This is a genomic window from Halomonas sp. 328, assembly GCF_015645095.1.
In the GTDB taxonomy this organism is placed as follows: domain Bacteria; phylum Pseudomonadota; class Gammaproteobacteria; order Pseudomonadales; family Halomonadaceae; genus Bisbaumannia.
Genome location: NZ_JADOTW010000001.1, coordinates 86,595 through 112,158, shown reverse-complemented (window position 1 = coordinate 112,158; position 25,564 = coordinate 86,595). Strand labels below are relative to the sequence as shown.

At 70.2% G+C, this 25,564-nt stretch carries 22 protein-coding genes; 7 read left to right on the top strand and 15 right to left on the bottom strand.

Annotated features, from left to right (window positions below):
• Positions 1-17 precede the first annotated feature (17 nt).
• Both IHD13_RS00515 and IHD13_RS18365 read right to left on the bottom strand, forming a co-directional pair.
• The gene (locus IHD13_RS00515; protein ID WP_195859072.1) at positions 18-557 is read right to left on the bottom strand and encodes a heme ABC transporter permease; all 540 of its coding nucleotides are present in this window, start codon (positions 555-557) and stop codon (positions 18-20) included.
• The gene (locus tag IHD13_RS18365; protein ID WP_195859071.1) at positions 554-2,008 is read right to left on the bottom strand and encodes an ethylbenzene dehydrogenase-related protein; all 1,455 of its coding nucleotides are present in this window, start codon (positions 2,006-2,008) and stop codon (positions 554-556) included. Before IHD13_RS18365 ends, IHD13_RS00515 begins: the two co-directional genes overlap by 4 nt.
• A 175-nt stretch (positions 2,009-2,183) precedes the next feature.
• On the opposite strand from IHD13_RS18365, the gene IHD13_RS00505 reads away from it, so the two are divergent.
• Positions 2,184-3,080, top strand: coding sequence for a prenyltransferase (locus tag IHD13_RS00505; protein WP_195859070.1), 897 nt, complete (start codon positions 2,184-2,186; stop codon positions 3,078-3,080).
• On the opposite strand, the gene IHD13_RS00500 is transcribed toward IHD13_RS00505, so the two are convergent.
• Both IHD13_RS00500 and IHD13_RS00495 read right to left on the bottom strand, forming a co-directional pair.
• Positions 3,066-3,953, bottom strand: a complete 888-nt coding sequence (locus IHD13_RS00500) for a ketopantoate reductase family protein (RefSeq protein WP_195859069.1) — start codon at positions 3,951-3,953, stop codon at positions 3,066-3,068. The genes IHD13_RS00505 and IHD13_RS00500 overlap by 15 nt on opposite strands.
• Complete coding sequence (locus IHD13_RS00495; protein WP_195859068.1) at positions 3,950-5,935, bottom strand: DNA topoisomerase III; 1,986 nt, start codon at positions 5,933-5,935, stop codon at positions 3,950-3,952. Before IHD13_RS00495 ends, IHD13_RS00500 begins: the two co-directional genes overlap by 4 nt.
• 101 nt (positions 5,936-6,036) lie before the next feature.
• Here IHD13_RS00495 and IHD13_RS00490 point away from each other — a divergent pair, with 101 nt between their 5' ends.
• On the top strand, positions 6,037-7,326 hold the full coding sequence (locus IHD13_RS00490) for an ABC1 kinase family protein (protein WP_195859067.1): 1,290 nt from the start codon (positions 6,037-6,039) through the stop codon (positions 7,324-7,326).
• Positions 7,327-7,364: 38 nt separating this feature from the next.
• Here the strand turns inward: IHD13_RS00490 and IHD13_RS00485 are convergent, their stop codons facing one another.
• A complete protein-coding gene (locus IHD13_RS00485) occupies positions 7,365-9,260 on the bottom strand; it encodes a hypothetical protein (RefSeq protein ID WP_230086031.1) in 1,896 nt (631 codons plus the stop codon).
• Between the two features lie 129 nt (positions 9,261-9,389).
• Between IHD13_RS00485 and IHD13_RS00480 the strand changes: the two genes are divergently transcribed.
• On the top strand, positions 9,390-11,204 hold the full coding sequence (locus tag IHD13_RS00480; protein WP_195859066.1) for an SEC-C domain-containing protein: 1,815 nt from the start codon (positions 9,390-9,392) through the stop codon (positions 11,202-11,204).
• 180 nt (positions 11,205-11,384) lie between these two features.
• Here IHD13_RS00480 and IHD13_RS00475 read toward each other — a convergent pair whose 3' ends face one another.
• Complete coding sequence (locus IHD13_RS00475) at positions 11,385-12,752, bottom strand: AmpG family muropeptide MFS transporter (protein WP_195859065.1); 1,368 nt, start codon at positions 12,750-12,752, stop codon at positions 11,385-11,387.
• A 200-nt stretch (positions 12,753-12,952) separates the two neighbouring features.
• On the opposite strand from IHD13_RS00475, the gene rfaH reads away from it, so the two are divergent.
• The 3 genes from rfaH (at position 12,953) to ccoM (ending at position 14,284) form a co-directional block, all read left to right on the top strand.
• Complete coding sequence (rfaH, locus tag IHD13_RS00470; RefSeq protein ID WP_195859064.1) at positions 12,953-13,483, top strand: transcription/translation regulatory transformer protein RfaH; 531 nt, start codon at positions 12,953-12,955, stop codon at positions 13,481-13,483.
• 31 nt (positions 13,484-13,514) lie between these two features.
• Positions 13,515-14,024 (top strand): FKBP-type peptidyl-prolyl cis-trans isomerase, encoded by a 510-nt coding sequence (locus tag IHD13_RS00465; protein ID WP_195859063.1) that lies wholly within the window; start codon positions 13,515-13,517, stop codon positions 14,022-14,024.
• A gap of 137 nt (positions 14,025-14,161) precedes the next feature.
• Positions 14,162-14,284: a cytochrome c oxidase subunit CcoM gene (gene ccoM / locus IHD13_RS18360; RefSeq protein WP_268246195.1), complete on the top strand. Its 123-nt coding sequence runs from the start codon at positions 14,162-14,164 to the stop codon at positions 14,282-14,284.
• Between the two features lie 116 nt (positions 14,285-14,400).
• Here ccoM and IHD13_RS00460 read toward each other — a convergent pair whose 3' ends face one another.
• The 6 genes from IHD13_RS00460 to IHD13_RS00435 form a co-directional block, all read right to left on the bottom strand.
• Positions 14,401-17,058, bottom strand: coding sequence for a bifunctional diguanylate cyclase/phosphodiesterase (locus tag IHD13_RS00460; RefSeq protein WP_195859062.1), 2,658 nt, complete (start codon positions 17,056-17,058; stop codon positions 14,401-14,403).
• A 39-nt stretch (positions 17,059-17,097) separates the two neighbouring features.
• The gene (locus IHD13_RS00455; RefSeq protein WP_442786554.1) at positions 17,098-17,685 is read right to left on the bottom strand and encodes a lytic transglycosylase domain-containing protein; all 588 of its coding nucleotides are present in this window, start codon (positions 17,683-17,685) and stop codon (positions 17,098-17,100) included.
• A 10-nt stretch (positions 17,686-17,695) separates the two neighbouring features.
• A complete protein-coding gene (locus IHD13_RS00450) occupies positions 17,696-19,417 on the bottom strand; it encodes a proline--tRNA ligase (RefSeq protein WP_195859060.1) in 1,722 nt (573 codons plus the stop codon).
• Positions 19,418-19,667: 250 nt separating this feature from the next.
• Positions 19,668-20,573 carry a carbon-nitrogen hydrolase family protein gene (locus tag IHD13_RS00445; RefSeq protein WP_195859059.1) on the bottom strand — a complete coding sequence of 302 codons (906 nt, stop codon included), beginning with the start codon at positions 20,571-20,573 and terminating at the stop codon, positions 19,668-19,670.
• Positions 20,570-21,166, bottom strand: a complete 597-nt coding sequence (locus tag IHD13_RS00440; RefSeq protein ID WP_195859058.1) for a GNAT family N-acetyltransferase — start codon at positions 21,164-21,166, stop codon at positions 20,570-20,572. The genes IHD13_RS00445 and IHD13_RS00440 overlap by 4 nt, the downstream gene beginning before the upstream one ends.
• 86 nt (positions 21,167-21,252) lie before the next feature.
• Positions 21,253-22,452 carry a benzoate/H(+) symporter BenE family transporter gene (locus IHD13_RS00435; protein WP_195859057.1) on the bottom strand — a complete coding sequence of 400 codons (1,200 nt, stop codon included), beginning with the start codon at positions 22,450-22,452 and terminating at the stop codon, positions 21,253-21,255.
• A 118-nt stretch (positions 22,453-22,570) separates the two neighbouring features.
• Here IHD13_RS00435 and IHD13_RS00430 point away from each other — a divergent pair, with 118 nt between their 5' ends.
• Positions 22,571-23,152, top strand: a complete 582-nt coding sequence (locus IHD13_RS00430) for a helix-turn-helix domain-containing protein (protein WP_195859056.1) — start codon at positions 22,571-22,573, stop codon at positions 23,150-23,152.
• A 23-nt stretch (positions 23,153-23,175) separates the two neighbouring features.
• On the opposite strand, the gene IHD13_RS00425 is transcribed toward IHD13_RS00430, so the two are convergent.
• From IHD13_RS00425 to IHD13_RS00415, 3 genes are read right to left on the bottom strand one after another with little or no spacing between them, the layout of a single operon-like run.
• A complete protein-coding gene (locus IHD13_RS00425) occupies positions 23,176-24,078 on the bottom strand; it encodes a peptidoglycan recognition protein family protein (RefSeq protein ID WP_195859055.1) in 903 nt (300 codons plus the stop codon).
• A 4-nt stretch (positions 24,079-24,082) separates the two neighbouring features.
• Positions 24,083-24,835, bottom strand: coding sequence for a DUF3307 domain-containing protein (locus tag IHD13_RS00420; protein WP_195859054.1), 753 nt, complete (start codon positions 24,833-24,835; stop codon positions 24,083-24,085).
• Complete coding sequence (locus IHD13_RS00415) at positions 24,832-25,476, bottom strand: hypothetical protein (RefSeq protein WP_195859053.1); 645 nt, start codon at positions 25,474-25,476, stop codon at positions 24,832-24,834. The genes IHD13_RS00420 and IHD13_RS00415 overlap by 4 nt, the downstream gene beginning before the upstream one ends.
• Positions 25,477-25,564: the final 88 nt, after the last annotated feature.

Genomic DNA, 25,564 nt, shown 5'->3' with positions numbered 1-25,564 from the left:
GGCTGGGCTCGGTCGTCTCAGGCGCGCCGCCGGGCCAGGCCCACCAGGGCCACCGCCAGCAGGAGTATCAGCCCCAATGCCCAGAAGGGGGCGTAGAAGGTGGTATAGACCTCCCAGCCCAGCAGGCGAATCAGCGCCGAGAAGGCGGTCGGCGCCCCGGTCAGGTGTCCCCCCAGGGTACCGGTAATGGCGAACAGCAGGCCGCCCAGCAGGGCCAGAAAGAGCAGCGCCCAGCGCCGCGCTCCTGCGAAGGCCTCTGACCCACCTAGCCACACCAGCAGGGTGATCATGCCCCAGAGCCCCAGGGACCAGAACGCCATCAGGATATGGTTACGCGCCAAAGGGCTGTAGAGGTTGGCCTGCCAGGGCCAGATCAGGGAGCCGCTGACGATCGCCGCCACCGCTCCCAGCAGGCCCAGGATCAGCACCGGCAGCAGGCCGGCGCGGGCCACGTCCGCCAGGCGGCCCGGGAGCAGGGCGGCGGTGGCGATCATCAGTACCGCCAGGGCCCACAAGCCCAGCGGGAAGTGAACCAGCATCGCGTGGGTTCCGCTCATGGGGTGTCTCCTTCGGTCGAGTGGCCTGGGGTCGAGTGGCGTGGGCTCGGGGCAAAGCTGGGCCATAGAGCGATCAGGGCGGCCAGCATCAGCAGCAAGCCGGCCAGCAGGGTCAGGCGCCAGTGCAGCAGGATGGCGTCGTTGAACTCCATTTCTACCCCATAGAGCGCCAGCTGTTTCTCGCTGTGGCGTGGACGCACCGGCACGCCGTCGGCGATATCCGGGGCCCCGGCATGGGCCTCGCCGATCAGTAGCGGCCAGTTGACCTGGCCGGGATAGAAGAGGGTGACCTCATACCAGGACTGAGACCAGTCGGGCTCCCCCTCGAAGCGTACGGCCTGGATATCCGCCGCGCGGCCCAGGCCCAGGCTGAAGGGGTGTGACACATAGTGCCAGCGGCTTCCGGTAGCGTCCCGATGTACCGCGAAGCCCAGGTCGTAGCGTCCCTGGTGCCGAAAGGCCTTGTCGTCCAAGGGGTGGCCGGTGTCCAGGGCGCGCGCCAGGGTGAGCTGCCAGTGGCCATCCTCCCAGCGGGCGTCGCCGGTGACCCGGATATCGCCCCGGGAGCCTTGTCCCTCCCGCAGCAGGCGCCGGGGAATCACGTCGTCCTCCTGCCATCCATGGGTCGGGTCGAAAGGCACGGCGAAGGCCTCGGCCAGGTAGTAGAGCGCATCGAAGTCGACGTTCGGGGCCTGCACCTGCTCCCAGCGCAGGGCGTGGCGGCCGGTGGCTTCCGGGTCGAACATCCAGCGGGGCTGGCCGGCCTCGGCGTCCCAGTTGGTGGTGTAGGGGCCCTGGCCCGCATCGCCATGGCGGTGCTCACCGACCCATTGATCGTCGGCGTAGCCCACCGCATTGGAGCGCCCGGCCCGCCAGTGCCAGAGGTCGAGGAAGTAGCCCGCCTCGCGCTGAGCCATGAGAGTTTCCTCATCCACCACGCTTCGCCAATCGGCCATGTCGAGTCGGGTACCGGGCAGGTGCTTGCGGACATCGCCCTGACCCAGGTGCTGCCCCAGGTGGGGGTGGTTGGCCACTTCCTCGGGGTCGGCGGCATCGCTGAAGAAGCGCGCCTGGTCACCCACGGTGATATAGCCCCCATAACGCCCGAACTCGGGGACGCGCCCATCGTCCACCAGCATGGTCAGGCGGTCCTCGTAGGTGCCCTGGGGATCGCTGCCGACCGGGGAGGCGCCATAGCGCACCCACTGGCCACCCTCGTAACGCAGCATGTCGTGGTAGACATGGGGGCGCTCGGCGGGCCAGCGGTAGCGGAACAGGATGCGCTCGTCGTCATAGGCCACCTTGACCTGCAGAGGCATGGTCAGGGTCTCGGGGATGGCGATGTGGCGTTCGGGATCATCACGAATCACGCCCTGACCCTGGGTCAACCAGGCCAGGGCGAGGCCAGCGCCCAGCCCCCCGAGGGCGAGGGGAATGCGTCGAACGGTCATGGGGTGACTCCTTGATGGGCATTTCCTTCAGTGTGGTCGAGTGATACCTGGCCGGCCTTGATACGGATCAAGGCCATGTCTGGCCGAGGGCTTTGCCCTTCGTTGATCCATCTCAACACGGGGAGCGTCAGGAGCGTCGATACTGGAAGCCGGAACCGTCGAGCCAGGAGGCCCCATGCCCCCCCATGCGTTAGCCGTGCTGCAGGCCAGCCGACCCAACTTCCTGATCCTGGCGCCACTCTGCGCCGGTCTGGGCCTGGCCCTGCTGTTGGCCCAGGGCGGTGAGCCATCGGGCCCACTGCTGGCCCTGGTGCTGGTGGCGGCCCTGTTGGGCCAGGCGGCGGTCAACTGGCTCAACGAATACGAGGATTTTCGCAGTGGCCTGGATCACCTGACCCGGCGGACGCCCTTCTCCGGGGGCAGCGGGGCCCTGCCGGCCAGGCCCGAGGCGGCCCGGAGCGTGCTGATGGCGGGCCTGGTGGCCCTGGTCGCGGTGGTGGCCATCGGCGCCTATTTGCTGTGGTTGCGGGGCGGGCCGCTGCTGGTGCTGGGGTTGCTGGGGGTGGCGCTGGTGGTGGGCTATACCCGCTGGATTACCCGTCACCCCTGGCTCTGCCTGGTGGCGCCGGGGCTCGGCTTCGGGCCGGTGATGGTGCTGGGCGGGCTCCTGGCCCTGGGCGGCCGGGTGGATGGCGCCGCACTGTTGGTGGCCGCCTATGCCGGTTGTTGGGTCAGTGCCCTGCTGCTGCTCAATCAGTTTCCCGATATCGACGCCGACCGGCAGGTAGGGCGGCATCATCTACCCATCGCCCGGGGGCGGGAGGTGGCGGCGCGTTGGGCCCAAGGATTGCTGCTGGCCACGCCGCTGTTGCTGCTGATTGGCCTGTTGGGCGGCGCACTGCCACCCTCGGCGTCCCTGGGACTGCTGCCGCTGCCGGCACTGCTCTGGGTCGTCTGGCAGCTGCCGCGGCGCCTGGCGGATGGTCGCCCCCTGGAGCCGCTGCTGGCCACCAATGTGGTGGTCCTGCTGGGTAGCCTGGCGCTGCTGGGGATCGGATTAAGCCTGGGGTAGGCCATCCAGGCCATGATAGGCCGCCAGCAGGCCGTCGTGGGCCAGCCCATGGCGGCGGGCGGCGGCCAGCAGCGGGCCGAGGATGGCGTCCCGCTCGGTGGGGCGCCCGGCGCTGATGTCCTGGAGCATGGAGGCGCGGTTATTGGCGGTGCCCTCGATCACGCCCCACACCAGTGCCGCCCAGCCAGACTCGGGGGCGGGTATTTCTTCGGCGGCGAGAATCGGCGCCAGCTCCTCGATCATCGCTGTCACCATGGGCCGGAAGGGGCGGTCGCGCAGCTGGCCGTTGCGAATCCCGAAGCGGGCCACCAAGGGGTTGATGGCGGCGTTCACCGCCAGCTTCTGCCATAGCCGCTGGCGAATATCACTCACCGCCGTGGCGGGCAGGCCGGCGCGGTCGAGCACCGCGGCCAGCTCTCTCGCCAGCTCGATATGCCGACCGTCGAGGCTGCCCAGCCAGGTCTGGCCATGGCCGGCGTGGACCACGCCATCCTCCACCACATAGGCGCCTTCGCTGGTGCTGGCGCAGAGCACCGGCCCGGTCCAGCTGGCGTGCAGGCGCGGCTGGACGTCATAGCCGTTCTGCCACAGCACCAGCGGTGTCCGGGGCGGCAGCCGGGGAGCGACCGAGGCCAGGGCCGCCTCCGCGGCCATGGCCTTGGTGGTCAGGTGCAGGACGCGGATCGCTGTGGGCAGGGGGGCATCGTTCGGGGCGCTGGTGATCTCGCGATGCCAGGTCTCGCCCTCCGGGGTGGTCAGGCCAAGCCGGGCCGGCAAAGGGCGTCGCCCCAGCAGCCTGACCGGCTCCTGGGGGCTCAGGCGCAGGGCCAGCAATCGCCCCAGGGCGCCGGGGCCGAGAATCAACTGGGTCATCGGGGCTCTCCCTTGGCGCGGCGTGAGCGGCTGCCCGTGGTGCGGGGTTTCGAGGTGCGTCGATTCGAGGTCCTGCTGCCCTTGCCGCCGCGCTTGCTTCCGCTGCCGCGCCGCCCCTGGGTGGCGCCCCGCGGCGCGGGCATCGGCGCCTCGATGGCCTGGCTCGCCGCCAGGGTCTGGCGCAGGGTCTGGGCGTCGGCGGCGCCGAGCAGCTGGCGCAGGTCGTCCACCAGGGCGCTCAGGAAGGGGGCCGGTGCCTCGCCCTGTTCGGCGATGGCGGCCAGGCGCTGCTCCCAGAGGGCGGTGCGCTCCGGGCGACTCGCCGCCTCGGGCAGGGCGTTGATCAGGGCGTGGCCGGTGCGGCTGGCGCGCAGGGTGCTCTTGTCACGCACCAGGTAGCCCCGCTCCACCAGGGTCTCGATGATCCCCGCCCGGGTCGCCTCGGTGCCCAGGCCGTCGGAGTCGCGCAGGGTGCGTTTGACCGCCGCGTCGCTCACATAGCGGGCGATATTCATCATCGCCTTGATCAGGCTGGCGTCGTTGAAGGGCTCCGGGGGGCGGGTCTCGCGATCCTCCACCCGGGCGTCGAGGACCCGGGCGCCTTCGCCTTCCTCCAGGGGGGGCAGCGGCGGCGTCTCCTCCCGGGTGGTGAACAGCGGCTTCCAGCCCGCGGCCTTGAGTTCGCTGCCCTGGGCGCGGAAGCACTCGTCGAGAATCCGGAATTCCGCCTTCACCTCTCGGGTCTCCAGGGGCGGGTAGAACTGCGCCAGCACATTGCGCACCACCAGCCGGTAGACCTTGGCCTCGGCGTCGTCGAGGCGCGAGAAGTCCGGGGTGCGCCCGGTGGGTGCCAGGGCGTGGTGGGCGCCCACCTTGGCGTCGTTCCAGGCCCGGGAGCGTCGCGAGAGGTCGGCGCCGGCGAGCCACTGGGCCAGGGTGGCGTCGCCCTGGCAGGCCCCGGCCAGGGTGCGCGGGGCCAGGGCATGATGCTCCCGGGGCAGGTAGCGGCAGTCGGAGCGGGGGTAGGTGATCAACTGGTGGCGCTCGTAGAGGCGCTGGCAGATATCCAGCACCGCCTTGGCCGGAAGCTTGTAGCGGCGTGCCGCGTCCACCTGCAGTGCCGAGAGGGAGTAGGGCAGGGGCGCCGACTGGCGCTTGTCCTGGGCCTGGAGTGCCACCAGTTGGCCCTCGGCGCCGGGCAGGCGTGCCGCCAGGGCCTCGGCGGGGGGGCGGGCCAGCAGCCGGCCCTGGTCATCCAGGGGGTGAGTCTCGCCGGGCTGCCACCAGGCTCGCAACTGGCCAGCGGCCACCTGCAGGTCGGCCCACAGCACATGAAAGGGGTGGGGTTGGAAGGCGGCGATCTCCGCGTCTCGGCGCACCACCAGCCCCAGCACCGGGGTCTGCACCCGACCCACCGAGAGCACGCCGTCATGGCCCGCCTGGCGGCCCACCAGGGTCCAGGCCCGGGTCAGGTTGATGCCGTACAGCCAGTCGGCCCGGGAGCGGGCCTCGGCGGCCCGGTACAGCGCCTGGTAGGCGGCGTTGTCCTCCAGGCGCGCCAGGGCGCGCTGCACCGCCGGGCGGTTGAGGTCGCTGATCAGCAGCCGTGATACCGGGCCCTTCCAGCCCAGATGCTCGATCACCTCCTGCACCAGCAACTGGCCTTCCCGGTCCGGGTCGCCGGCATGCACCACCTCGCTGGCCTCCTTGAGCAGGCGGCGCAACACCGCCAGTTGGCCGCGGGCCTTGGGACGTGGCGTCAGGCGCCAGGGATCGGGCAGGATGGGCAGATGATCGAGTCGCCACTGCTTGTAGGCGGGGTCGTAGGCGTCCGGGGGGGCCTGCTCGAGCAGGTGTCCCAGGCACCAGCTGACCCGGGTATCACCGACCTGCAGGTAGCCCTCCTGGCGCTGGCTGCGGCCCGGCAGGGCCTCGGCGATGGCCCGGGCCAGGCTGGGCTTCTCGGCGATGATCAGGCGCATGGGCTCCCCTGAAAAAGTGGTATCTATGGATATTTTTCCAGTATTCCCGGCGCCTCGCCAGGGGTAAGCTGTCATTAAATGCGTACAAGGCTTGTATCATTATGCGTGAGCGCGGCAGAACACGGCGACTCCTGGGGCTGGGGGCGCGGGCCGGTGGTGCCGTCCTGCGCACCCGGTTCGGCGGCGAGGCCGATTGGCAGGCCCTGGGCGAGGCGCTCTTCGAGGGGCTCTCCGACCTCAAGGGGCCGGCCATGAAGCTGGCCCAGATCATGTCCCAGTGGGACGACCTGCTGCCGCCGGCCCTGGCGGAGGAGCTGGCGCGATTGCAGCGCCAGGCCGAGCCGATGCCCTGGGAGCGGATCCGCGCCACCCTGGCGGCGGAGTATGACGACCTCGAGGCGCGCTTCGCCGAGATCGAGACACGGCCCTTCGCCAGCGCCTCCATGGGCCAGGTGCATCGGGCCTGGACGCCCTCGGGGGAGGCCCTGGTGCTCAAGGTGCAGTACCCGGGGCTCGCCGAGGTGCTGGAGGGGGACCTCGCCCAGGTCAGGCGGATGATGCGCCTGGGGCGCTGGCTCAAGGTGCCCCAGGCGCGCCTGGACGCCCTCTTCGAGGAACTGGCGGAGAGCCTGCGCGGTGAGCTCGATTATCGTGCCGAGGCTGCGGCCCTGGGGCGCTATCGGGCCCGCTATGCCGACTGGCCCGGCCTGGCCTTTCCCGAACCGCTGGAGGCGCACTGCACGCCCCGGGTGCTGGCCATGCGCTACCTGCCCGGCACGCCGCTGCGGGAGCTGGAAGCGGGTGACGGGGAGCGCCGCCAGGCGGTGGCGACGCGGCTGGCGGACTGGCTCACCGAGGAGCTCTTCGTGCATGGCGAGCTGCACGCCGACCCCCATGCCGGCAACTTCGCCGTGGATGACGCCGGTCGCCTGGTGATCTATGACCTGGGCGCGGTGATCCGTGTCGCCGAGCCGCGCCTCAGGCAATTGCTGGCGCTGCTCGAGGCGACCCTGGCGGGGGATGCCCTGGGCATGGAGACGGCGGTGCTGGCGATGGGGGGGCGCCAGGGGCAGGGGGCCCCCCTGGCGCTCTATCGGGAGTCCGCCGAGGCGGTGGCGCCGCTGTTCGCCCCCGGCGAGCAGGACTTCGGCGACGTGCGGGTACACCGCCGCCTACGGGCATTGAGTCCCAAGGTGTGGGCGGCCATGGATCGCCTCCAGCCCCCGGCGGATACGCTGCTGCTGGCGCGCACCCTCAATGGCCACTACTGGAACCTGGTGCGCCTGGGGGCGAGGCTGGATATGCACGAGCGCAGCCGGCCGCTGCTGGCCTGGGGGCGTGGCGAGGTCGGCGTCGCCGCGCTAAGCCGCGCCCCCACCGCACCGGTGTAATAAAGCGTCATGGGAACGATGAGGCCGCCGTCGAGCCGTTAGCGATCCAGGGCGCGGCGGGCGGTGACCAGCGCCCGATACCAGTCGCGCTTCGGGGCGCCTACCGCCGGTGGGCGCTGGCTCAGGTAGCTGACGTTGGCGGTGTCGCGACCGCTGCTGCCCGAGTGGCTGGCGTGGTAGTTGGAGAGCATGGTCAGGGTGGCGTGACGGGCCCCATAGTGCTCATGCAGGAAGTCGATGGCGGCGGGTTCGAGCTCCACCTGGTAGTGGCGCACCAGGGCCAGGGCCAGCTGCTCCGCCGGCCGTGACAGGTCGACCCGGATCTCCTTGACCATGGCCGAGCCCAGGGCGGCCTTGGCCGCCGCCGAGAGGTTGGGTTCCAGCTGGCCGAAGTCGGCGGCATTGGTGCTGTTGATGGCGCGTTGCACCTCGGGGCGGGAGAGCTGGATATGCGGCTCCAGGGCCAGGGCGATCTCGATGGCCAGGCGCTTGGAGGCGTCCAGGGTCAGAGGGGCGCACACCGGCTGCCCCGTGGCGAGGCGGCGCGGCGCGTCGATGCCCGCCTCGGCCAGGTGGCGGGCCAGGTGCTTGCAGACCCGTGCCTTGGCCTCGTCGTCGAGCTCGATCACATGCTCGCGGAGGCGCAGGCCGCGACGCCCTGGCCCCAGGCGCAGCCGGGTCTGGTCATCCTTCTCCTCGCTGATGCGCTCCCAGCGCTCCAGCATCTTGAGCAACTGGGCGTGCTGGCGCCCGACCTGCTCGTAGGCGGCGGAGACGCTCTTGTAGAGGCGCAGGGCATTGGCCAGCACGTCCGACTGGCGGCGTAGCCGCGGGCGCTGGTCGGGGGCCGCGGCCAGCCGCGGCAGCTCCTCGGCCAGGGCGTCCATGGCGGCCTGGGAGCGTTCCAGCAGCACCTCGGCGCGTAGCCCCGAGGCGGCGTCTTCCACCAGGGTGTCGGACTGCTCGGCCAGGTAGACGGTCAGCGCCTTGAGGCGCGACAGCCCGGTGGCCTGGGCGATGCGGTGGCGGGCCCGGGCCTGCTCCAGGGCGTCGAAGGCCTGGGCGAGCTTCCAGCGTCCCTTGTACTCGAAGGTGAGCATGGGGATCTGGCGGCCGCTGATCAGCTCGAAGGCCAGCACCAGCATCTCCTCCACGTCCTGCAGGGTCATCAGCAGCTCGTCGTCCTGCTCGATGGCCGCCAGCACCCGCTCGATGAAGTGCTCGTCCCGCACCACCCCCTGACGCAGGTCCGGGGCCTCGCCGGCGAAGCGCGCCCGCAGCAGGTCGGCGGCGCCGGGGGCCACTTCGGTCAGGGCCTGGAACTGAGGCGCCAGCCGTTCGTCATAGCGCTGTTGCAGGTCATGGATGCGGGCGTGCAGGCCGACCCGGCGATAGATATCGATCTGGCCGATGATCCGCGCGCTCTCCCGGTCGTCGAGGAGCTCCAGGGCGGCCAGCTCCACCCCCTCCGGGGAGAGATCCTCCTTGCGCAGCAGCATGGCGGCGGCCTCGCGGCGCCGGGCATCCCCTTCCAGGGCATCGACGATCAGGTTGCGGGTGGCCAGCAGCAGCTCCGGCAGGGCCTTGATCACCCGCTCGATCTGAGCGCTGGTGCGCTCCGCCTTGCGCGCCCCGGTGAACTGGTGCACCAGGTTGGCCACCACCCCGGCCACCCCGGTGATCACCGTATAGGTGATGAAGAAGATGTAGTTCTGGGCGCTGGGCGCCTGGCCGTAGCCGAGCAGGTAGCCGCCCCAGGCCCCCAGCAGGGTCACCGGTCCGGCGGTCCACAGGATCTGCAACAGGCTCACCGACCAGGGCACCCGCTCCACCGCCCGGGTGATGCGGTCGATCTCGTCGCGCCCCTGGCGTTCCAGGCGCACCCGGGGGGCCTCGTCGTCGCGGGAGAGGGGGCGTCGAAAGGGCAGGCGCAAGGCGGGGCTTCCTGTGCTGGTGGCGGGGCAGCCACACCCTAGCAGCTCACCGTGAGGCTGACCACGCCGCGGATGAGTCGGTGGGGCCCGACGTGCTAGAATACGCCCCTTTTCCTGGCGGAGATTGTCATGCTGTCGGTATGGGTTGAGCAGCTGCTGGGCTACGCCTCGGGCGCCCTGGCAGCGATTCGCGACGATGAACACTATCCGTCGCTGGTGGGATGGGCCCGCACCGAGGGCGCCGACCGCCTGGGGGGCAACCTGGCGCTGGCCCAGGCCCTGGCCCCGGAACTGTGGTCCCAGACGCCCCTGGCGCGTCTCGATTTCGACTGCGAGCGGCTGGCGCGCCCCGGGCGCAACGAGCCCTGCTGGTGCGACTCCGGGCGCAAGACCAAGCACTGCTGCGGCGCCGTCCAGGTGCCGGGGCCGGTGCCCGGCCACCTGATGTGGATGCTCTCGCTGCGGGAGTGGAAGGGCGACGCCCTCAAGGCGGCCCTGGCCAGCGGCAAGGCACCGCCCCAGGCCCTGCTGGAGTCGGGGTTGATCGCCGCCGAGAGCGGTCAACGGGGGCGCGCCCAGCAGATTCTCGAATCGCTGTTCGACGAGCAGGGCGACTGGTCGCGGTTGCCGGAACAGGCGGAACCCGCCTTCGAGCTGCTGATCGACCTCTACCAGGAGCGCGGCTTCCTGCGCAAGCGCGAGGCGCTGCTGGACGCCGTCCTCGATCGCGGACCACTGTTCCTGCGCGGCGTCGCCCTGGAGCGGCTTTGCCTGATGCACCTGGACAACGACGATCTGGCCAGCGCCCGGGAGGCTTTCGTGCGTGCCCAGCAGGCGCTCCCCGATTCGCCCACCCTGGCCTATATCGAGGCGATGCTGCTGCTCCACGAGGGGCAGGAGGAGGAGGCGGCCCAGCGCGCCCGCTTCTGGTTGCGGCGCCTGGCTCGCCAGGGCGACATGGACCCGGAGCAACTGGAGTTCCTGGCCGAGCTGGCCGAGAACCCCGGGGCCACCCTGGCCGAGCAGATGGTCAACTCCGAGGAGAACCTGGCCGGGCCCCTGGTGGCCCTGCAGAGCCTGCTGGCGGAGCTGCCCACGGCGCCGGTGCTGGCCGTCACCCAGGGCGAGGCGGGCGCCATCGTCTACGCCAGCTCGGCTCGGGAGGATACCCTCTATGCCGCCTGGCGGGCCCATTTCCCGACCCGGGTCGATGAAGAGACGGTACTGGGCTTCGAGGCCGACCCCTGGGAGGAAGCGGAGACCTGGCTCAGCGAGCTATGCAGCCACCCCGAGTGGCTCGACAGCCCTCGGGTGCACCAGGACCTGGCCCTGGCGCTGACCAGTCGCTTCGGCAGCCTGCCGTGGATGGCGCCGAGCCTCTTCGAGCCCCTGGCCGAGCGTCTCGAGCGCTGGCTGACCCAGCTCGATGGCCAGGGCGAACGCCTGCCCTGGGACGATGGCGACAATGCCGTGCTGTTGCGCAGCGGTCTGGCCCTGGTGGTGGGCATGGAGCGCGGCGCCCGGGAGCGCTCTCGACGCCTGGCCGAGCGCCTGCTGGCCCTGGACCCGGAGGATAGCCTGGGGCTGCGCGAGCTGGTGCTCGACCAGCTGCTTCGCGAGGGACGCAATGCCCAGGCCCTGGAGGTCAGCGACGTGCCCATGGAGACGCCGCTGCTGGGTGTCTTGATGGGCCGGGTGCTGGCGCTGCTACGCCTGGAGCGCTTCGATGAGGCCACCGAGGCATTGAAGGCGGCCGTCGCCGTCAACGGCCATGTGGTGGCCATGCTCTGCGACGACAAGGTGCGCCCCATGACACTGCCCAGCGACCAGGCGCCGCCCTCGGGCAGCCGCGCCGAGGCCTGGCAGTATCGCACCCTGATGCGCGACCAATGGGCGGCGACTCAAGGCGCCCTGGCCTGGCTGCTGGAGCAGCGCAAGGGCTGAGCCGATGCTTGGTCGATATCCCCCATGACCGGAGGGCCGGCAGCCTAGCTGCCGGCCCTCCGGTTTTTATCGGTGGCTCAACTGGTCCGCGGCGCGGGTGGCGGTACCAGGTTGCGGTCACGGCTGATCCAGATGGCCAGGGCGGTCTTGACGGTCTTGAGAGCGCGGTAGTCCCGGGGGCTAGCTGGCGCGTGGCGCGGGTGGCGGTACCAGGCTGCGGTCACGGCTGATCCAGATGGCCAGGGCTATCGCCGGGAGGCCCAGGGCCGTGGCGATGACGAAGAAGGTGGCATAGCCCTCGGCAGCCACCACCAGGCCGCCGAAGCCGCTGAGGAACTTGCCGGGCAGGGTCATCAGCGACGAGAAGAGGGCGTACTGGGTGGCGGTATAGGCCTTGGAGGTCAGGCTGGAGAGGAAGGCGATAAAGACCGCGCTGGCCAGGCCGTTGGCCAGGTTGTCGCCGACGATGGCCATCACCAGCATGGGTAGGCTCTGGCCGGCCAGGGCCAGGGCGGCGAACAGCAGGTTGGTGAGGGTGGCCGCCGCCGCCCCCAGTACCAGGATGGGGCCGATGCCGTAGCGGGCCACCAGCAGGCCGCCGAGCAGGCCGCCCGAGATGCTCATGGCGATGCCGAACACATTGGTGACATTGGCGATGGTGGCGAGCGAGAAGCCCAGGTCGATATAGAGGGGGTTGGCCATGGAGGCCATGGCCAGGTCACTGATCCGGAAGACGGCGATAAACAGCAGCAGCCAGAGTGCCTTGCGGCGGTGGCGGGTAAAGAAGTCGGTAAAGGGGCAGACCACGGCGCCGATCAGCCAGGCCCCCAGTCGCCGCAGCCACCTGGGGCGTCCCCGACTGGTGCGCAGGAAGGCACGCACCCGGGGCTCATGGATCAGCTGGGTGGTCAGCGACAACCGCGCCGGCTCCGGGCGCAGCAGCACGGTGATCACCCCGACCCCCACCAGGGCCGCCATGGTCAGGTAGGCGACCTCCCAGGAGACCGCCGCGGCCACGTAGAGGGCCCCGGCCCCGGCGGCCAGCAGGCCGCCCCGGTAGCCGATGATATAGGTGGAGGCCATGGCCGCCTGCATGTCGTCCGGTGCCGACTCGATGCGGAAGGCATCGATGGCGATATCCTGGGTGGCGCTGCCGAAGGCCACCAGCAGGGCGCAGGCCGCGACCAGCCCCAGGTTGTGCAGCGGGTCGAGGCTGGCCAGGGCGATCAGGCCCGAGGCGATCATCAGCTGGGCCAGCAGCATCCAGCCGCGGCGCTGGCCCAGGCGCCGGGTCAACAGCGGCAGGGCCAGGCGATCCACCACCGGCGCCCAGAAGAACTTGATCGAGTAGAGCATGCCGATCCAGGCGAAGAAGCCGATGGCGGCCACTTCGACGCCGTCGCTGCGCAGCCAGGCGGAGAGGGTCGAGAAGACCAGCAGGAAGGGCAGGCCGGCGGAGAAGCCCAGGAACAGCATGGTAATGACCGGCGCGCGCAGGTAGATGGCGAGGGCATCGCGCCAGCTGCGGTGGGCGGTGGGTTGGGGCATCGAGGAGGCTCTCCCTGGCGAAACGGTGACGGCCGGACAGTGGCGGCCGACGATGATAAACTGGGCCACTTGCCGACGGGCCGTCCGGTGTCCCGACCGGCGCCGCGGCCAGGGTCGATTGTTACAGAGCCGCCGTCTCCAGGGAACCGCCGTTGCGGGGTTTCTGGTGAGGGGCGGCGAGCAGGCAAGTCAGGAGTGTCATGCACCACGCCATCGATGAGCGCGCCAGGGCCGGAACCGCCCGCTGGTACGTGATCCAGTGCAAGGGAGGGGAGTCCTTCCGCGCCGCCGAGCACCTGGTCAATCAGGCCTACGAGGTCTTCCACCCGGTGCTGGAGGTGCAGCGCAAGCGCCGTGGCCGCCTCACCTGGGTCGAGGAGCCGCTGTTTCCCCACTACCTCTTCATTCGCCTCGATCGGCTGGCCAGCAACTGGCGGCCGATTCGCTCCACCCGTGGGGTGCTGCGCCTGGTTCGCTTCGGCGACGAGCCCCTGGCGGTGAACGATGACCTGATCGAGGCCCTGCGCCAGGGGGCCTCTCGGCAGGCGGCCCAGGCCAACCACTACTTCCGCGCCGGCGAACCGGTGACCATCACCGAGGGGCCCTTCCAGGCCCTGACCGCGGTCTTCGAGCGCCACAAGGGCGAGGAGCGTGCCATCGTGCTGCTCGACCTGCTGCACCGGCAGCAGCGCCTGGAGATGCCGGTGGCCCAACTTCAGCCCCAGCCTTGAGCGTCGGCGGCGACGCCACAGGAGAGAACCCATGAGCCAGATCGCCCCCCAGCGGGTCGTTACCCTGCACTATGTCCTCGAGGACGCCGACGGTCAGGTGCTGGATGACTCCCGGGCCCGTCAGCAGCCCCTGGAGTACCTGCACGGCCACGACAATATCGTCGCCGGCCTGGAACGCGCCCTGGATGGCCAGGGCGAGGGTGCCACCCTCAGTGTGACCCTGATGCCAGCGGAGGCCTATGGCCTGCGCGACGAGGCCCTGGTGCAGGAGGTGGCCCGCTCGTCCTTCCCGGTACCCGACCTGGCGCCCGGCATGCGTTTCCAGACCCAGGGCGATGCGGGACCGCAGATCGTCACCGTGCTCGAGGTGGGCGAGAGCCGGGTGCGCATCGACACCAACCATCCCCTGGCCGGGGAGACCCTGCGCTATCGCCTGGAGGTGCTGGCGATCCGTGAGGCGACCCGCGCCGAGCTGGCCAAGGGCCATCCGCTGCCGCCGGGCACCGAGGCGAGCAGCGTGGAAGATCGCAAGGTGCTCTGACAGCGCCAAAACCTGACCTGGATCAAGCCTCGTCCCGCCTGGTGGTGGGCCCCGCCCCGAGACTTGATCCAGGTCAGTTCTCCCCTCCCCGTCTGCCGCTAGAGTGAAGCCATACATTCACGGCGGGAGAGACGATCATGTACTGGGACGATGCCGTTATTTTCGGGTTGGTTACCGTCGGGCTGATGATCGCCTTCATGGCCGGCTGGGTCGGCTTCATCATCCACGACCACAAGCGCAAGGGCGACAAGAAGTCCTGAGCCACCGCCACGTTTTCGGAGCCGCGGCTCCACCAGTCGTCAGGGGAAGGGGGGAAACCCCCATTTACGCCGGCCTTCGGGCCGGTTTTTTCTTGTTGGGTCGTCGGCCCGGTACCTCAGGCATCCGCCTCCGGGGCGGCGGTGCGCTCATCGAGACGTTTCAGGAAGGTCTCGGGTGACTCCGGGCGGGCCAGGTGGTAGCCCTGCAGCAGGTCGACCCCCTGGCGATGCAGGAAGTCGGCCTGGTGGGCGCTCTCCACCCCTTCCACTACCAGGCGAAGGCCCAGGGTGCGCACCAGGGCGATGATCGAACGGGCCAGGGGGGCGTCCTCGGCCTGGTGCAGGGGATCGATAAAGGCCTTGTCGAGCTTGATCTCGTCGACGCTGAGCTCCTGCAGGTAGCGTAGCGAGGAGTAGCCGGTACCGAAATCATCCAGGGCGATCTCCACGCCCAGGGCGCGCAGTCGTGCCAGGCGAGCCCCCATGCCCGGTGCCACCAGCAGCGACTCCACCACCTCCAGCACCAGGCGGCCCGGTGGGATGCGGTGATGGGCGAGCCGCGCCTCGAGCAGTTCCACCAGGGCGTCGTCGTGAAGCTGCTGCACCGAGACGTTGACCGATAGCCGCAGCCCGCTAGCTCGCAAGGGACCGGCCAGCATGGCCAGGCTCTGCTCCATCAGCCAGGCGCCGATGGGGCGGATCAGGCCGCTGCGTTCGGCGACCGGAACGAAATCGGCCGGAGACAGCAGGCCCAGCTCGGGGTGCTGCCAGCGCAGCAGCACCTCGGCGCCACGCAGTCGCCCCTCGATATCGAATTGCGGTTGCAGGTGCAGGCGCAGCTCCTGCCTGGGCAGGGCCTGACGCAGCTGCTGGGTGAGTTGATCCTGACGTTGCATCCAGCGCCCGAAGCGGCGATCGAAGAGCGCCAGGGGTTGCAAGGGATGTTCGCGGGCCTGCTTGACCGCCAGCTCCGCCTTGAGCAGCAGGCGGTCGAGCTGGCGGTCATCCTCGGGATAACGGGCCAGTCCCAGGAAGAAACGCAGGTGGTAGGGGGTCTTCGGGGCCAGCCAGCGTTGGGCGTTGAGGGCCGAGAGCAGCTCCGCGCCCAACTGCTCCACCCGCGCACGATCCAGCCCCTTGGCCACCAGGGCCAGGCGGTTGGAAGGCAGTCGTGCCAGGTGGGCGTCCAGGGCATGGTGCTCCCCCCAGTGACGCAGGAAGAGCACCAGCTCGCGTAGGGCCCGATCGCCGGCGGCGAAGCCCAGCGTCTCGTTGAGGCGGTGCAGGCCGCTGATGCGCAACACGCCGAGGGTGAAGTCCCCTTCCTCCCTGGCCAGTCCCGCCATCAGCTTGCGCAGGGTGGGCAGGCCGGTGGTGTCGTCGAATTCCAGGCGCCGCTTGAGGTGCTGTTCGGCGACCCGGCGATGCAGCGACTCGCTGAACTGGGAGAGCAGGCCGGAGAGGGCGGTGAGGCCGCTGATCTCCTCGCTGCGCCACTCGCGGGGCTGGGTCGATTCGCAGCACAGGGTGCCGCGCAGCTCGCCGCCGTCGAAGATGCCGATATCCAGCAGCGAGACGATGCCATGGTGCTGGAAATAGTCGCGCATCTTCGCCAGCCGCGGCTCGGTCTCGACCCGGGAAACCGCCAGATAGGGGCCTCGCTGCAGGGCCTGGCGATAGGTGCCCAGGGCGTCCATGTCCAGGACCTCGCCCCGCTGACTGGGGTCCAGGCTGGCGCGGCAGATCAGCCGCTGGGTCTCCGGCTCCAGGTGCCAGATGCTGATGCGGGCCGCGCCCAGCAGGCGCTCGGCATGGGCCAGCACCGCGGCCAGAAACTCCTCTTCGTTGCTGCCGCGGCGGTAGAGGGTGCGCAGCGCCTGCCAGGCCTGCTGCTGGGCCGCCAGCCCCGTGCGGGTGGCCTGCAGCTCCTCGCCGATGGCGCGGCTCTGGTCGAGCTGCCGGGTCAGGCGTCGGAACAGCGCAAAGGTGATCAGGGCGAAGAGCGACATCACCCCGCCCAGCCAGGGCAGGGCGGCGAGCAGGATCGATTGGCCGGGACGCTGGGGAGTCCAGTGGAGCCAACCCAGCTCTCGTCCCTGGCCGTCCGTCAGGGCAAGCCGCGCGGCAAGGCGGGGTTCCGCGCTCAGCGCCAGGCTGGGCAGGGCGGTGGCCTGTCGCAGGTCCTCCAGCAGCCGGCCGTCCAGGTGGCGGGCGAAGAGCAAGCGGTGGGGCGCGCTGGCGGGAGTCAGCCCGGGGCTCTCGGGGCGGATCTCGGCGATGGCCAGCAGGACCAGCTGATCCTGCCAGCGAGCGTAGCCCACCTGGGCCTCTCGAGGCGTCGGCGACGGCAGCGGATGGGGGGGGCGGGTGGCGACTTGCCAGGGGGCGCCGAGATGCATGGCGTAGTCGATGCTGCCATCCGGGGCGATCAGCATGGCCAGGTCGATGGCCAGGTTGTCGTGCAGGCCTCCGCCCAGCTCCTGGCTTAGCCAGGCGGGATCCAGGGAACCATGCTGATGCACTTCGATATGGCTGACATCCCAGAGGGCGTAGTCCAGCACCTGGCCGCTCAGCCGACGGCCCAGCTGTTCCAGCTGGTTCTCCAGGCGGGCCAGGTCGCGCTCGGCCTGCTGGTCGTTCTGGGCCTGGGCGGACCACAGCAGGACCAGCAGGCTGAGGGTCAGGGCGCCGAGGATCACCAGGAGCAGTTGGCCGCGAATGCCCCGATAGGCGCGATCGAGGGCTTGCAGTGGGGGGTCGAGACTCTCCGCCATGGGGCCGGACGCCTTATTGTGTCGTTATCGATCCGCGCCCTAGCGCTGGGCGGTGTCGCGGGGGACGCCATCCAGGCCGGGGGCACGCCAGTGGCCGAGCCAGGCGCGCATCACTCGCTCCGGATACCAGGTCTCGCCGTGGCTGCCGTTGTAGCGCACCAGGGCCCGGGTCACGTCGCCGTGCTCGGCGGCCAGGTAGTGGGCCAGGATGGTACAGCCGTAGCGCAGGTTGAGCCAGGGATCGAGGAGGTCGTCCTGGGCGCGGCCCAGTTCGTCGACCCAGAAGGGCATCACCTGCATCAGGCCGCGGGCCCCGGCATGGGAGATCGCCTCGGGATTGAAGGCGCTCTCCACCTGGATCACCGCCATGACCAGCTCCGGCGAGAGTCCCGCCAGGGCCGCCTCGTGATAGACCCGCTCCAGCAGCCGCTGGCGTAGATCGGCATCACCGACAAAGCGGGCCAGGCGGGGCTCCATGGCATTGATCCACTGCCGGGAGGCCCACACCGCCTCGGCGGAGCGGGGGGCCTCGAGCACCGCCTCCAGGGTGTGGGTGAGGCTAGCCGGCACCCGCTCGGCCTGGGCCAGGGGGGCCAGCAGCAAGCCCCCGCCCAGCAGCAGGGGCAACCAGTTACGCCTAGCGGCGAATCGCCTCGGCCAGGAAATCGAGCAGGCTATCGGCGGGTACCATGGTGGCCTCTTCATCGCGACGCCCCTTGTATTCGAGTTCTCCCTTGTCGAGGCCCCGATCGCCGATCACCAGACGGTGCGGAATGCCGATCAGCTCCTGGTCGGCGAACTTGACCCCCGGCCGGGTATCGCGGTCATCGAGTAACACATCGTAACCCCGGGCCGTGAGCTCAGTGTAGAGGCGTTCCGCTTCGTCGCGCACGCGCTGTGACTTATGCGCATTCATCGGTACGAGGACGATATGGAAGGGGGCGATGGCATCCGGCCAGATGATGCCATTGGCGTCGTGGTTCTGCTCGATGGCGGCGGCCACGACCCGGGTCACGCCGATGCCGTAGCAGCCCATCCAGGGGTGGGTGCCCTTGCCGTTCTCGCCGAGCACGGTGGCGTTCATCGCCTCGGAGTACTTCTTGCCCAACTGGAAGACGTGGCCCACTTCGATGCCGCGCTTGATGGAGAGGGTGCCCTGGCCGTCCGGGGAGGGGTCGCCCTCCACCACGTTGCGCAGGTCGGCGACCTTGGGCAGGGGCAGGTCGCGCTCCCAGTTGATGCCGAAGTAGTGCTTGCCGTCCACATTGGCGCCGGCGCCGAAGTCGCTCATCAGGGCCACCGAGCGGTCGATGATGATCGGCATCTCGAGGCCCACCGGGCCCAGGGAGCCGGGGCCGGCCCCCGCCGCGGCGCGGATCTCCTCTTCGGTGGCCATGGTCAGGGGCTCGGCCACCTCGGGCAGGTGCTCCGCCTTGATCTCGTTGAGCTCGTGGTCGCCGCGCACCAGCAGGGCCACCAGGCCGCCCTCGCTACCCTTGACCATCAGGGTCTTGAGGGTCTTCTCGATGGGCAGGCCATGCTGCTCCACCAAGGCGGCGATGGTCTTGGCATTCGGAGTATCGACCAGGCGCAGTTCCTCGCCGGGGGCGGGGCGCTGGGTGTCGCTGCCCAGCGGCGCCGGCAGCGCCTCGGCCTTCTCGATATTGGCGGCGTAGTCGGAGTCGCTGGAGAAGACGATGGCGTCTTCGCCGGAGTCGGCCAGCACGTGGAACTCGTGGGAGCGGTCGCCACCGATGGCGCCACTGTCGGCCAGTACCGGACGGAAGCCCAGGCCCAGGCGGGTGAAGATCCGCACATAGGCGTCGTACATGGCCTGGTAGGTCTGCTTCAGGGAGGCCTCATCGATATGGAAGGAGTAGGCATCCTTCATGATGAACTCCCGGGAGCGCATCACCCCGAAGCGCGGGCGGATCTCGTCGCGGAACTTGGTCTGGATCTGGTAGAAGTTGGCCGGCAGCTGCTTGTAGCTGTTGAGCTCGCGGCGCACCAGGTCGGTGATCACCTCTTCGTGGGTCGGGCCCACGCAGTAGTCCCGGTCGTGGCGATCCTTGAGGCGCAGCAGCTCGGGGCCATACTGCTCCCAGCGGCCCGACTCCTGCCACAGCTCGGCGGGCTGCACCGCCGGCATCAGCAGTTCCTGGGCGCCGGCCCGGTCCATCTCCTCGCGGACGATGCGCTCCACCTTGCGCAGGGTGCGCAGGCCCAGGGGCAGCCAGGTGTAGAGGCCGGAGGTGAGGCGGCGGATCATCCCCGCCCGCAGCATCAGCTGGTGGCTGACCACCTCGGCGTCGTTGGGCGTTTCCTTGAGGGTGGACATCAGGAGTTCACTGGCGCGCATGGCTTGGGCGTATCCTTCGAAGCGTTGACAGGCGGGGCTGCGACTCGCAGCGTCTTTGTCGCGCATTGTACGGCAAGCCGGGGTGGCGGCAAAACGTCGGTGCGGTTGGTAGAGAATGCCGTTTCAGTGGTGGAGATTGTTTTACCGGACCGACGTGATAGCGATGAGCTGGTCCGGCAACAAGCCTTCGCGAGGCGCTGTAAACCCTTCCCTGGGCGCTACTTTTGCCTTCCATGGCAAAAAACCCTCGCTACGCCTTGTCCCCGGCGCCCATCGCCCGTTGGACGCCCAGGGCGAGGCGCTGCGGTTGCAGCGCCCAGTCATGGTAGTTATTGACCTGGCCCTGCTCGCGCAGGGCGCGAATCAGCGGCAGATCGAGGCGGGCCAGCTGCCAGCCCGGGGTGGCGTCCTCACCCCGGGTGAGGATGCCGTCCGGCGGGAAGCCGTGATCGCAGGGGGTGTAGACGGCAGCGTGACCGGTATTGATATCCACCGCCGGTGACCAGAGCGCCTCGCCCACGGTGGGGGAGTGGACGATGGCCACCTGCTGCTCGATGGCGCGGGCCTGGGCGGAGAGGCGCACCCGATGGTAGCCGGCGGGGGTGTCGGTGCAGCTGGGCACCAGCAGCAGGTCGGCGCCGGCCTCGACCAGGGCCCGGGCCAGGTCGGGGAACTCGCTGTCGTAGCAGATCAGCACGCCGAGCCGCCCCGCCGGGGTATCGAAGAGGCGCAGGCCATCGCCGGCGGACACGCCCCACTCATCGTTCTCGAAGCGGGTCATGATCTGCTTATCCTGGTGGCCCAGGCGGCCGTCCGGGGTGATCAGCCAGGCGCGATTGACGTAGCGGCCATCGGCCAGGCGCCAGGGCAGCGAGGGGGCCAGCAGGGTAACGCCATGCTGCATGGCCAGGCGGCGCCATACGGCCAGGGCGTCGTCGCGCAGCGGCTGCAGCGCCTCGAGCTGGGCCCTGAGGTCGCCGATCACCGCTTCGGGGAGCAGGGAGGTGAGCTCCATGCCGCCATACTCGGGGAAGACCAGCAGGTCGGCGCCGCGGTCGGCGGCGTCCTTGACCCAGCGGCTCGCCTTGGCCACGAAGTCGTCGAAGTGGCGGAAGCGATCGATGGGGTACTGGGCGGCGGCCACCGTGACCGTCATGACGTCAGCTCCTTGAGCCAGAAGACCATGGGCTTGTCGCTCTCCTCGGCCTCGCCGAGATCCTTCCAGGCGAAGGTGGTGGCGAGCTCCCCGTGGCGGCGGTAGCCGCGGCTCGCCCAGAAACCATGCAGGGGGCGGTAGTCGGCGGGCCGGCGGGGGTGATCCTCGGGCCGCTCCACGGCACAGAAGGCGGCGAGGGCGAAGCCCGCGTCCCGGGCATGGGCCTCCCGCTCGGCCATAAAGGCCTTGCCGATGCCGCGGCCGCGGTACTCGGGCAGCAGCAGCGATTCGCCATAGTAGAAGACCGTTTCCGGGGTGATGCCGGCGGCGGCGAAGGGGGCGCGGAATTCCGCCACCTCGTCGCTCAATGGCTGGCCGGTGGCGGCGCCCACCAGGGTCTCGCCGTCGAAGGCCAGCACGAAGAGGCTGGCCGGGTTCTCGGCGTAGCGCCCCAGGTAGGCGGCCTCGTAGGCGGGATCGCCATCGTAGAGGTAGGGAAAGTCGCGGAACACCCGGATGCGCAGCCCGGCGAGGGCCTCCAGGTGGGGGGCGATGGCCGGCCCCCGGCGGGTGGTCAAGGTCAGCCCGGTCATGACGCCTCTCTGCGGCCGGTGAAATGCCCGAACCCTAGCAGGCCGCGCTAGCGTCGCCAATTCTCCCGGCGACGTGGTGTTAGGCCCTAGCGTCGCCAGGCGTGCAGCCCCAGCATGGCCATTCCCGCCAGCAGGCCCCAGAAGGCGGCGCCGATGCCCAGCAGGGTGACCCCGGAGGCGGTGAACAGGCAGGTGACCAGGGCGGCGTCGCGCTGCTCGGGTTCCGCCATGGCGCCGGCCAGGCCGTTACCGATGGTGCCCAGCAGGGCCAGGCCGGCCAGGGCCATCACCAGCTCGGCGGGGAAGGCGGCGAACAGGGCGGTGACGGTGGCGCCGAAGACCCCCAGCACCAGGTAGCCGGCGCCGGCGGCGACCCCGGCGGTATAGCGCCGGGCCGGGTCCTCGTGGGCCTCGCGGCCTAGGCAGACCGCGGCGCTGATCGCCGCCAGGTTGAGGGCGAAGCCGCCGAAGGGGGCCAGCACCAGGGTGGTGGCGCCGGTCCAGCCGATCAGCGGCGAGCTGGGGGCCGGGTAGCCGGCGGCCCGCAGCACCGTGATGCCGGGCAGGTTCTGGGTGGCCATGGTCACCACGAAGAGGGGGATGCCCACGCCGATCAGGGTCGAGAGCGAAAAGCTTGGCGCCGTGAAGACCGGCAGGGTCGGGGCCAGGGCGATGCCGTCCAGTTGCAGCTGCCCTTGGGCGGCGGTGACCACCACCCCGGTGAGCAGCACCAGCACGATGGCGTAGCGGGGCACGAAACGCCGGCCCAGGGCATAGGCGAGCAGCATGGCCAGGGGCAGCGGCCACTGGGTCTCGAAGGTGGCGAAGAGGTCGATGCCGAAGCGCAGCAGCACCCCGGCCAGCATCGCCGCGGCCAGGGCCGGGGGAATGCGCTTGACCAGGGCGCCGAACAGGCCGGTAACGCCGCACAGGGTGATCAGCGCCGCCGAGAAGAGAAAGGCGCCAATGGCCTCCTCCATGGGCACGCCGGGCAGGCTGGTGGCCAGCAGGGCGGCCCCGGGGGTCGACCAGGCGGTGAGTACCGGCATGCGGTAGCGCAACGACAGGCCCAGGGAGGTGAGGCCCATGCCGATGCCCAGCGCCCAGAGCCAGGAGCCGATCTCTGCCTGGCTGGCGCCCGCCGCCTCGGCGGCCTGGAAGATGATCACCGCCGAGCTGCCGTAGCCCACCAGGACCGCCACCAGGCCGGCGGTGACGGTGGAGGGGCTAAGATCGCGCCATGGCGAGCGGCGTGATGCCTCGAATACCTGAGTCTGCGGTTGCATGGCCGATGTCTCCTGACGCGGGGCCTCTCCCCGGGTTGTGCGTTATAGCGTACAATGCCGGCACTCTAGCATTGTGCGTCATAGCGCACAATGGGAATAAATCTCACTGGAGGCCCTGATGCAGGAGATCGCCAATCATATCGCCACCCGGCTGCGCGGCCTGCGCAAGGCGCGGGGCTGGAGCCTCGATCGCGCGGCCCAGGCCACCGGGGTCAGCAAGGCGATGCTGGGACAGATCGAGCGGGGCGAATCGAGCCCCACGGTATCGACGCTATGGAAGATCGCCAGCGGCTTCTCGGTCTCCTTCTCGTCGCTGTTCGCCCCGCCGGGAGCGGGGGTCGAGGAGGGGCCGGCGGGGGAGACCCGCTGGGGGCGCGATGCCGCGGGCATGCAGGCCCGGGTGCTGTTTCCCTTCGACCCCTTGCTGGGTTTCGAGATGTTCGAGATCGAGCTGGCCCCGGGGGCGGTGAGCGAGTCGTCGCCCCATGCCCAGGGGGTGGTGGAGCATATCGTGGTGGTGGAGGGCACCCTGGGGCTGACCCTGGCGGGCGAAGCGGAGCGGCGCCTGGCCCCCGGGGCGGGGCTACGCTTCCATGCCGACCGCCACCATGTGATGCGCAACCTGGGGGAGGGGGCGCTGCGTTTTCATGACGTCATCCACTACCTGCCGGGGGCCGCCGCCGGAGATGCCCCGGCGTAGAGGCTAGCCCCAGAGCCCGAGCCTTAGTCGTGATGGGGCAGGGTGTCGAGGGCCGCCGGACGGTAGCGCTCCAGCAGTGCCCAGAGGATCGCCACGGTTTCGGCATCGGGCCGGCCGCGATAGTCGGTGGGACGAAAGCGCATCTGGAAGGCGCGCAGCACGGCGCGGGTCGGGGCATCGAGCTCGCCGCTGACCTCCAGGGGATGGCCCCAGGCCGCCAGGGCTCGCTGCAGGGTGGCGGTGTCGGGGGCGGCCACGGCGAAGTCGGCCCGGTAGCGGGCCAGGCTGTCCGCCTCGGGCCAGACGCCGATGCCGGCCTCGTACAGGGCCCGCCAGGGAAAGGCCGGGCCCGGATCGATCTTGCGGGTCGGGGCGATATCCGAGTGGGCCACCACATCGGTGGGGCGGATACCATGGCGTTCGATGATATCCCGGGCCAGATGGATCAGGGCGTCGATCTGTGCCTCGGGGTAGGGGGCCCAGTGGATGGCAGTCGCCGCCTCGGGATCCGCGTCCAGGGCCGCCTCCACCGCGGCGAAGCTGCGGTCGGGCCCCCGGTTGACGATCTCGATGCCGATGGAGGTGTCGTTGATGTGCGTGCGTCCCCTCCAGGCACTGGCGCCGGCATGCCAGGCGCGCCGCGATTCGTCCACCAACTGGTAGACCAACGGCTCGCTGCCGTGCCGGCGGGCCGGGAGCGGCAGCACATAGTGGGCGCTGACATGGGGGCCGGTCAGCACCGCCAGGGAGCGGGCCTCGTCGCTGCTGGTGTAATGGATCACCAGGTGGCGCACCCGGCTGTTATGGGAGGGGGCGACATGGGTGTGATCGACGAGGTAGCCGTCGCGCGACTCAAGCGGCGCGGGCGCGGCACAGCCGGCCAACAGCAGGGGCGTGGCAAGGAGTGCCACCAGCGGTCGCCACATCGGCTCAGTTCTCCAACAGCAGTCGCAGGGTCAGGCCCAGGGCCAGGGTCGAGGCGACGCTGAGCAGGGTGCCCAGCAGCACATACTCGGTGAGCTTGCGGTCCTGGGCCTCGCGCAGGTCCCCGAAGCGTAGCACCGACTTGGCCGCCAGCAGGAAACCCACCGCGGTGAGCTGGTCGAGCAGTACCAGGGTCAGCACCAGGAAGCGCTCCAGCATGCCGATGCGTGCTCCCGCCGCCGCCAGGGTGCCGGTGGCCTCGAGCTGGTCGCTCCAGCGTCGCATCACCAGAGCGATGGCGATGGAGAGCGGGCGCGAGACCAGCAGATAGGCGCAGGCCAGGCCCAGCACCCGGGGCGTGGCGAGCCAGGCGACGGCGGCCCCGAGGGGCTGCCAGCTGCCGATCCAGGCCAGCCAGAGGCCGAGCAGCACCAGCCCATGCAGGGCCTGGTCGAGGAGGAACCAGCCCAGATGCTGCGGGGGGAGTCGTGACTTGGCCAGGTCGATCAGCCAGTGGCTGGCCGCCACCGTCAGGACGCCGAACAGCACCGCCAGCGCTCCCCGCTGGGGGTCATGGGCGGCGGCGATGGCCAGCACGGCGAAGGTGAGGGCCGCATGCACCAGGGCGTGCTGCCAGAGGTGGGGCGAGCGGTGCCCCAGGCGATAGCGCTCCTCGACCCAGGCGCGGGGCTGGAGCAGGAAGTCGCCGATCAGATGGGCCAGCCAGAGTGCCAGCAGCAGGGATTCGGGGCGGGTCATGGGGCCTCGCTCTCTTCCTTGAGGCGCCGCTCCAGGTAGCTCAGGGTCTCCTGGAGCAGCGGCCAGTGTGCCGTGCGCAGGCGCTTGTGGACCGCGGGTTGGCTGATGCCGAGCCGCGTGGCCAGGGCCTGCTGGGACTCAGCATGACACAGGAGCTCGGCGATGGCCTCCGCGGCGGCGGGGGTCCAGCCATCGATCATGGCGTCCAGGTGGCGCATCAGCAGGGCCAGGCAGGGCGAGTCGTCCGATGTCAGCCGCAGGGCCAGGTGGTGATCGCCGTCCAGGGCGTCGAGCGCCTGGCCGGAGGCCACGAAGGGTGCCGAGCCCGCCTCGGCGAGTCGCGAGTCGTCCCGCCACTGGTCGTCGTGTCCGAGGGCGATGGCCAGGCGGGCGTCCCAGCGCTGTCGGGGCCGGGAGTGGCGAATCAGCTCGGCGCGCAGCAGCACGGCGGCGGTCACGCCCTGCCAGGCCTGGGGCAGGACCAGTTGGAAGCCGTCGCCCCGGTAGCGCTCGCTGACCGCACCGAAGCGTGAGGCCAGGCGGGACAGGCCGTGATCGAGGACCGCCGAGAGCCGCTCGGCGGGCCCCAGTCGTCGCGAGGCGATGATATCGCCGGTGATGACCGCAATGGTGGGGGGCATGGCTATCTCCCGAGCGGGGCCTGCGGCGGGCTCACGGCAGGCGTTCGCCCTGAATATAGCTCCTACGGGTTATTTTTAACAATAATAA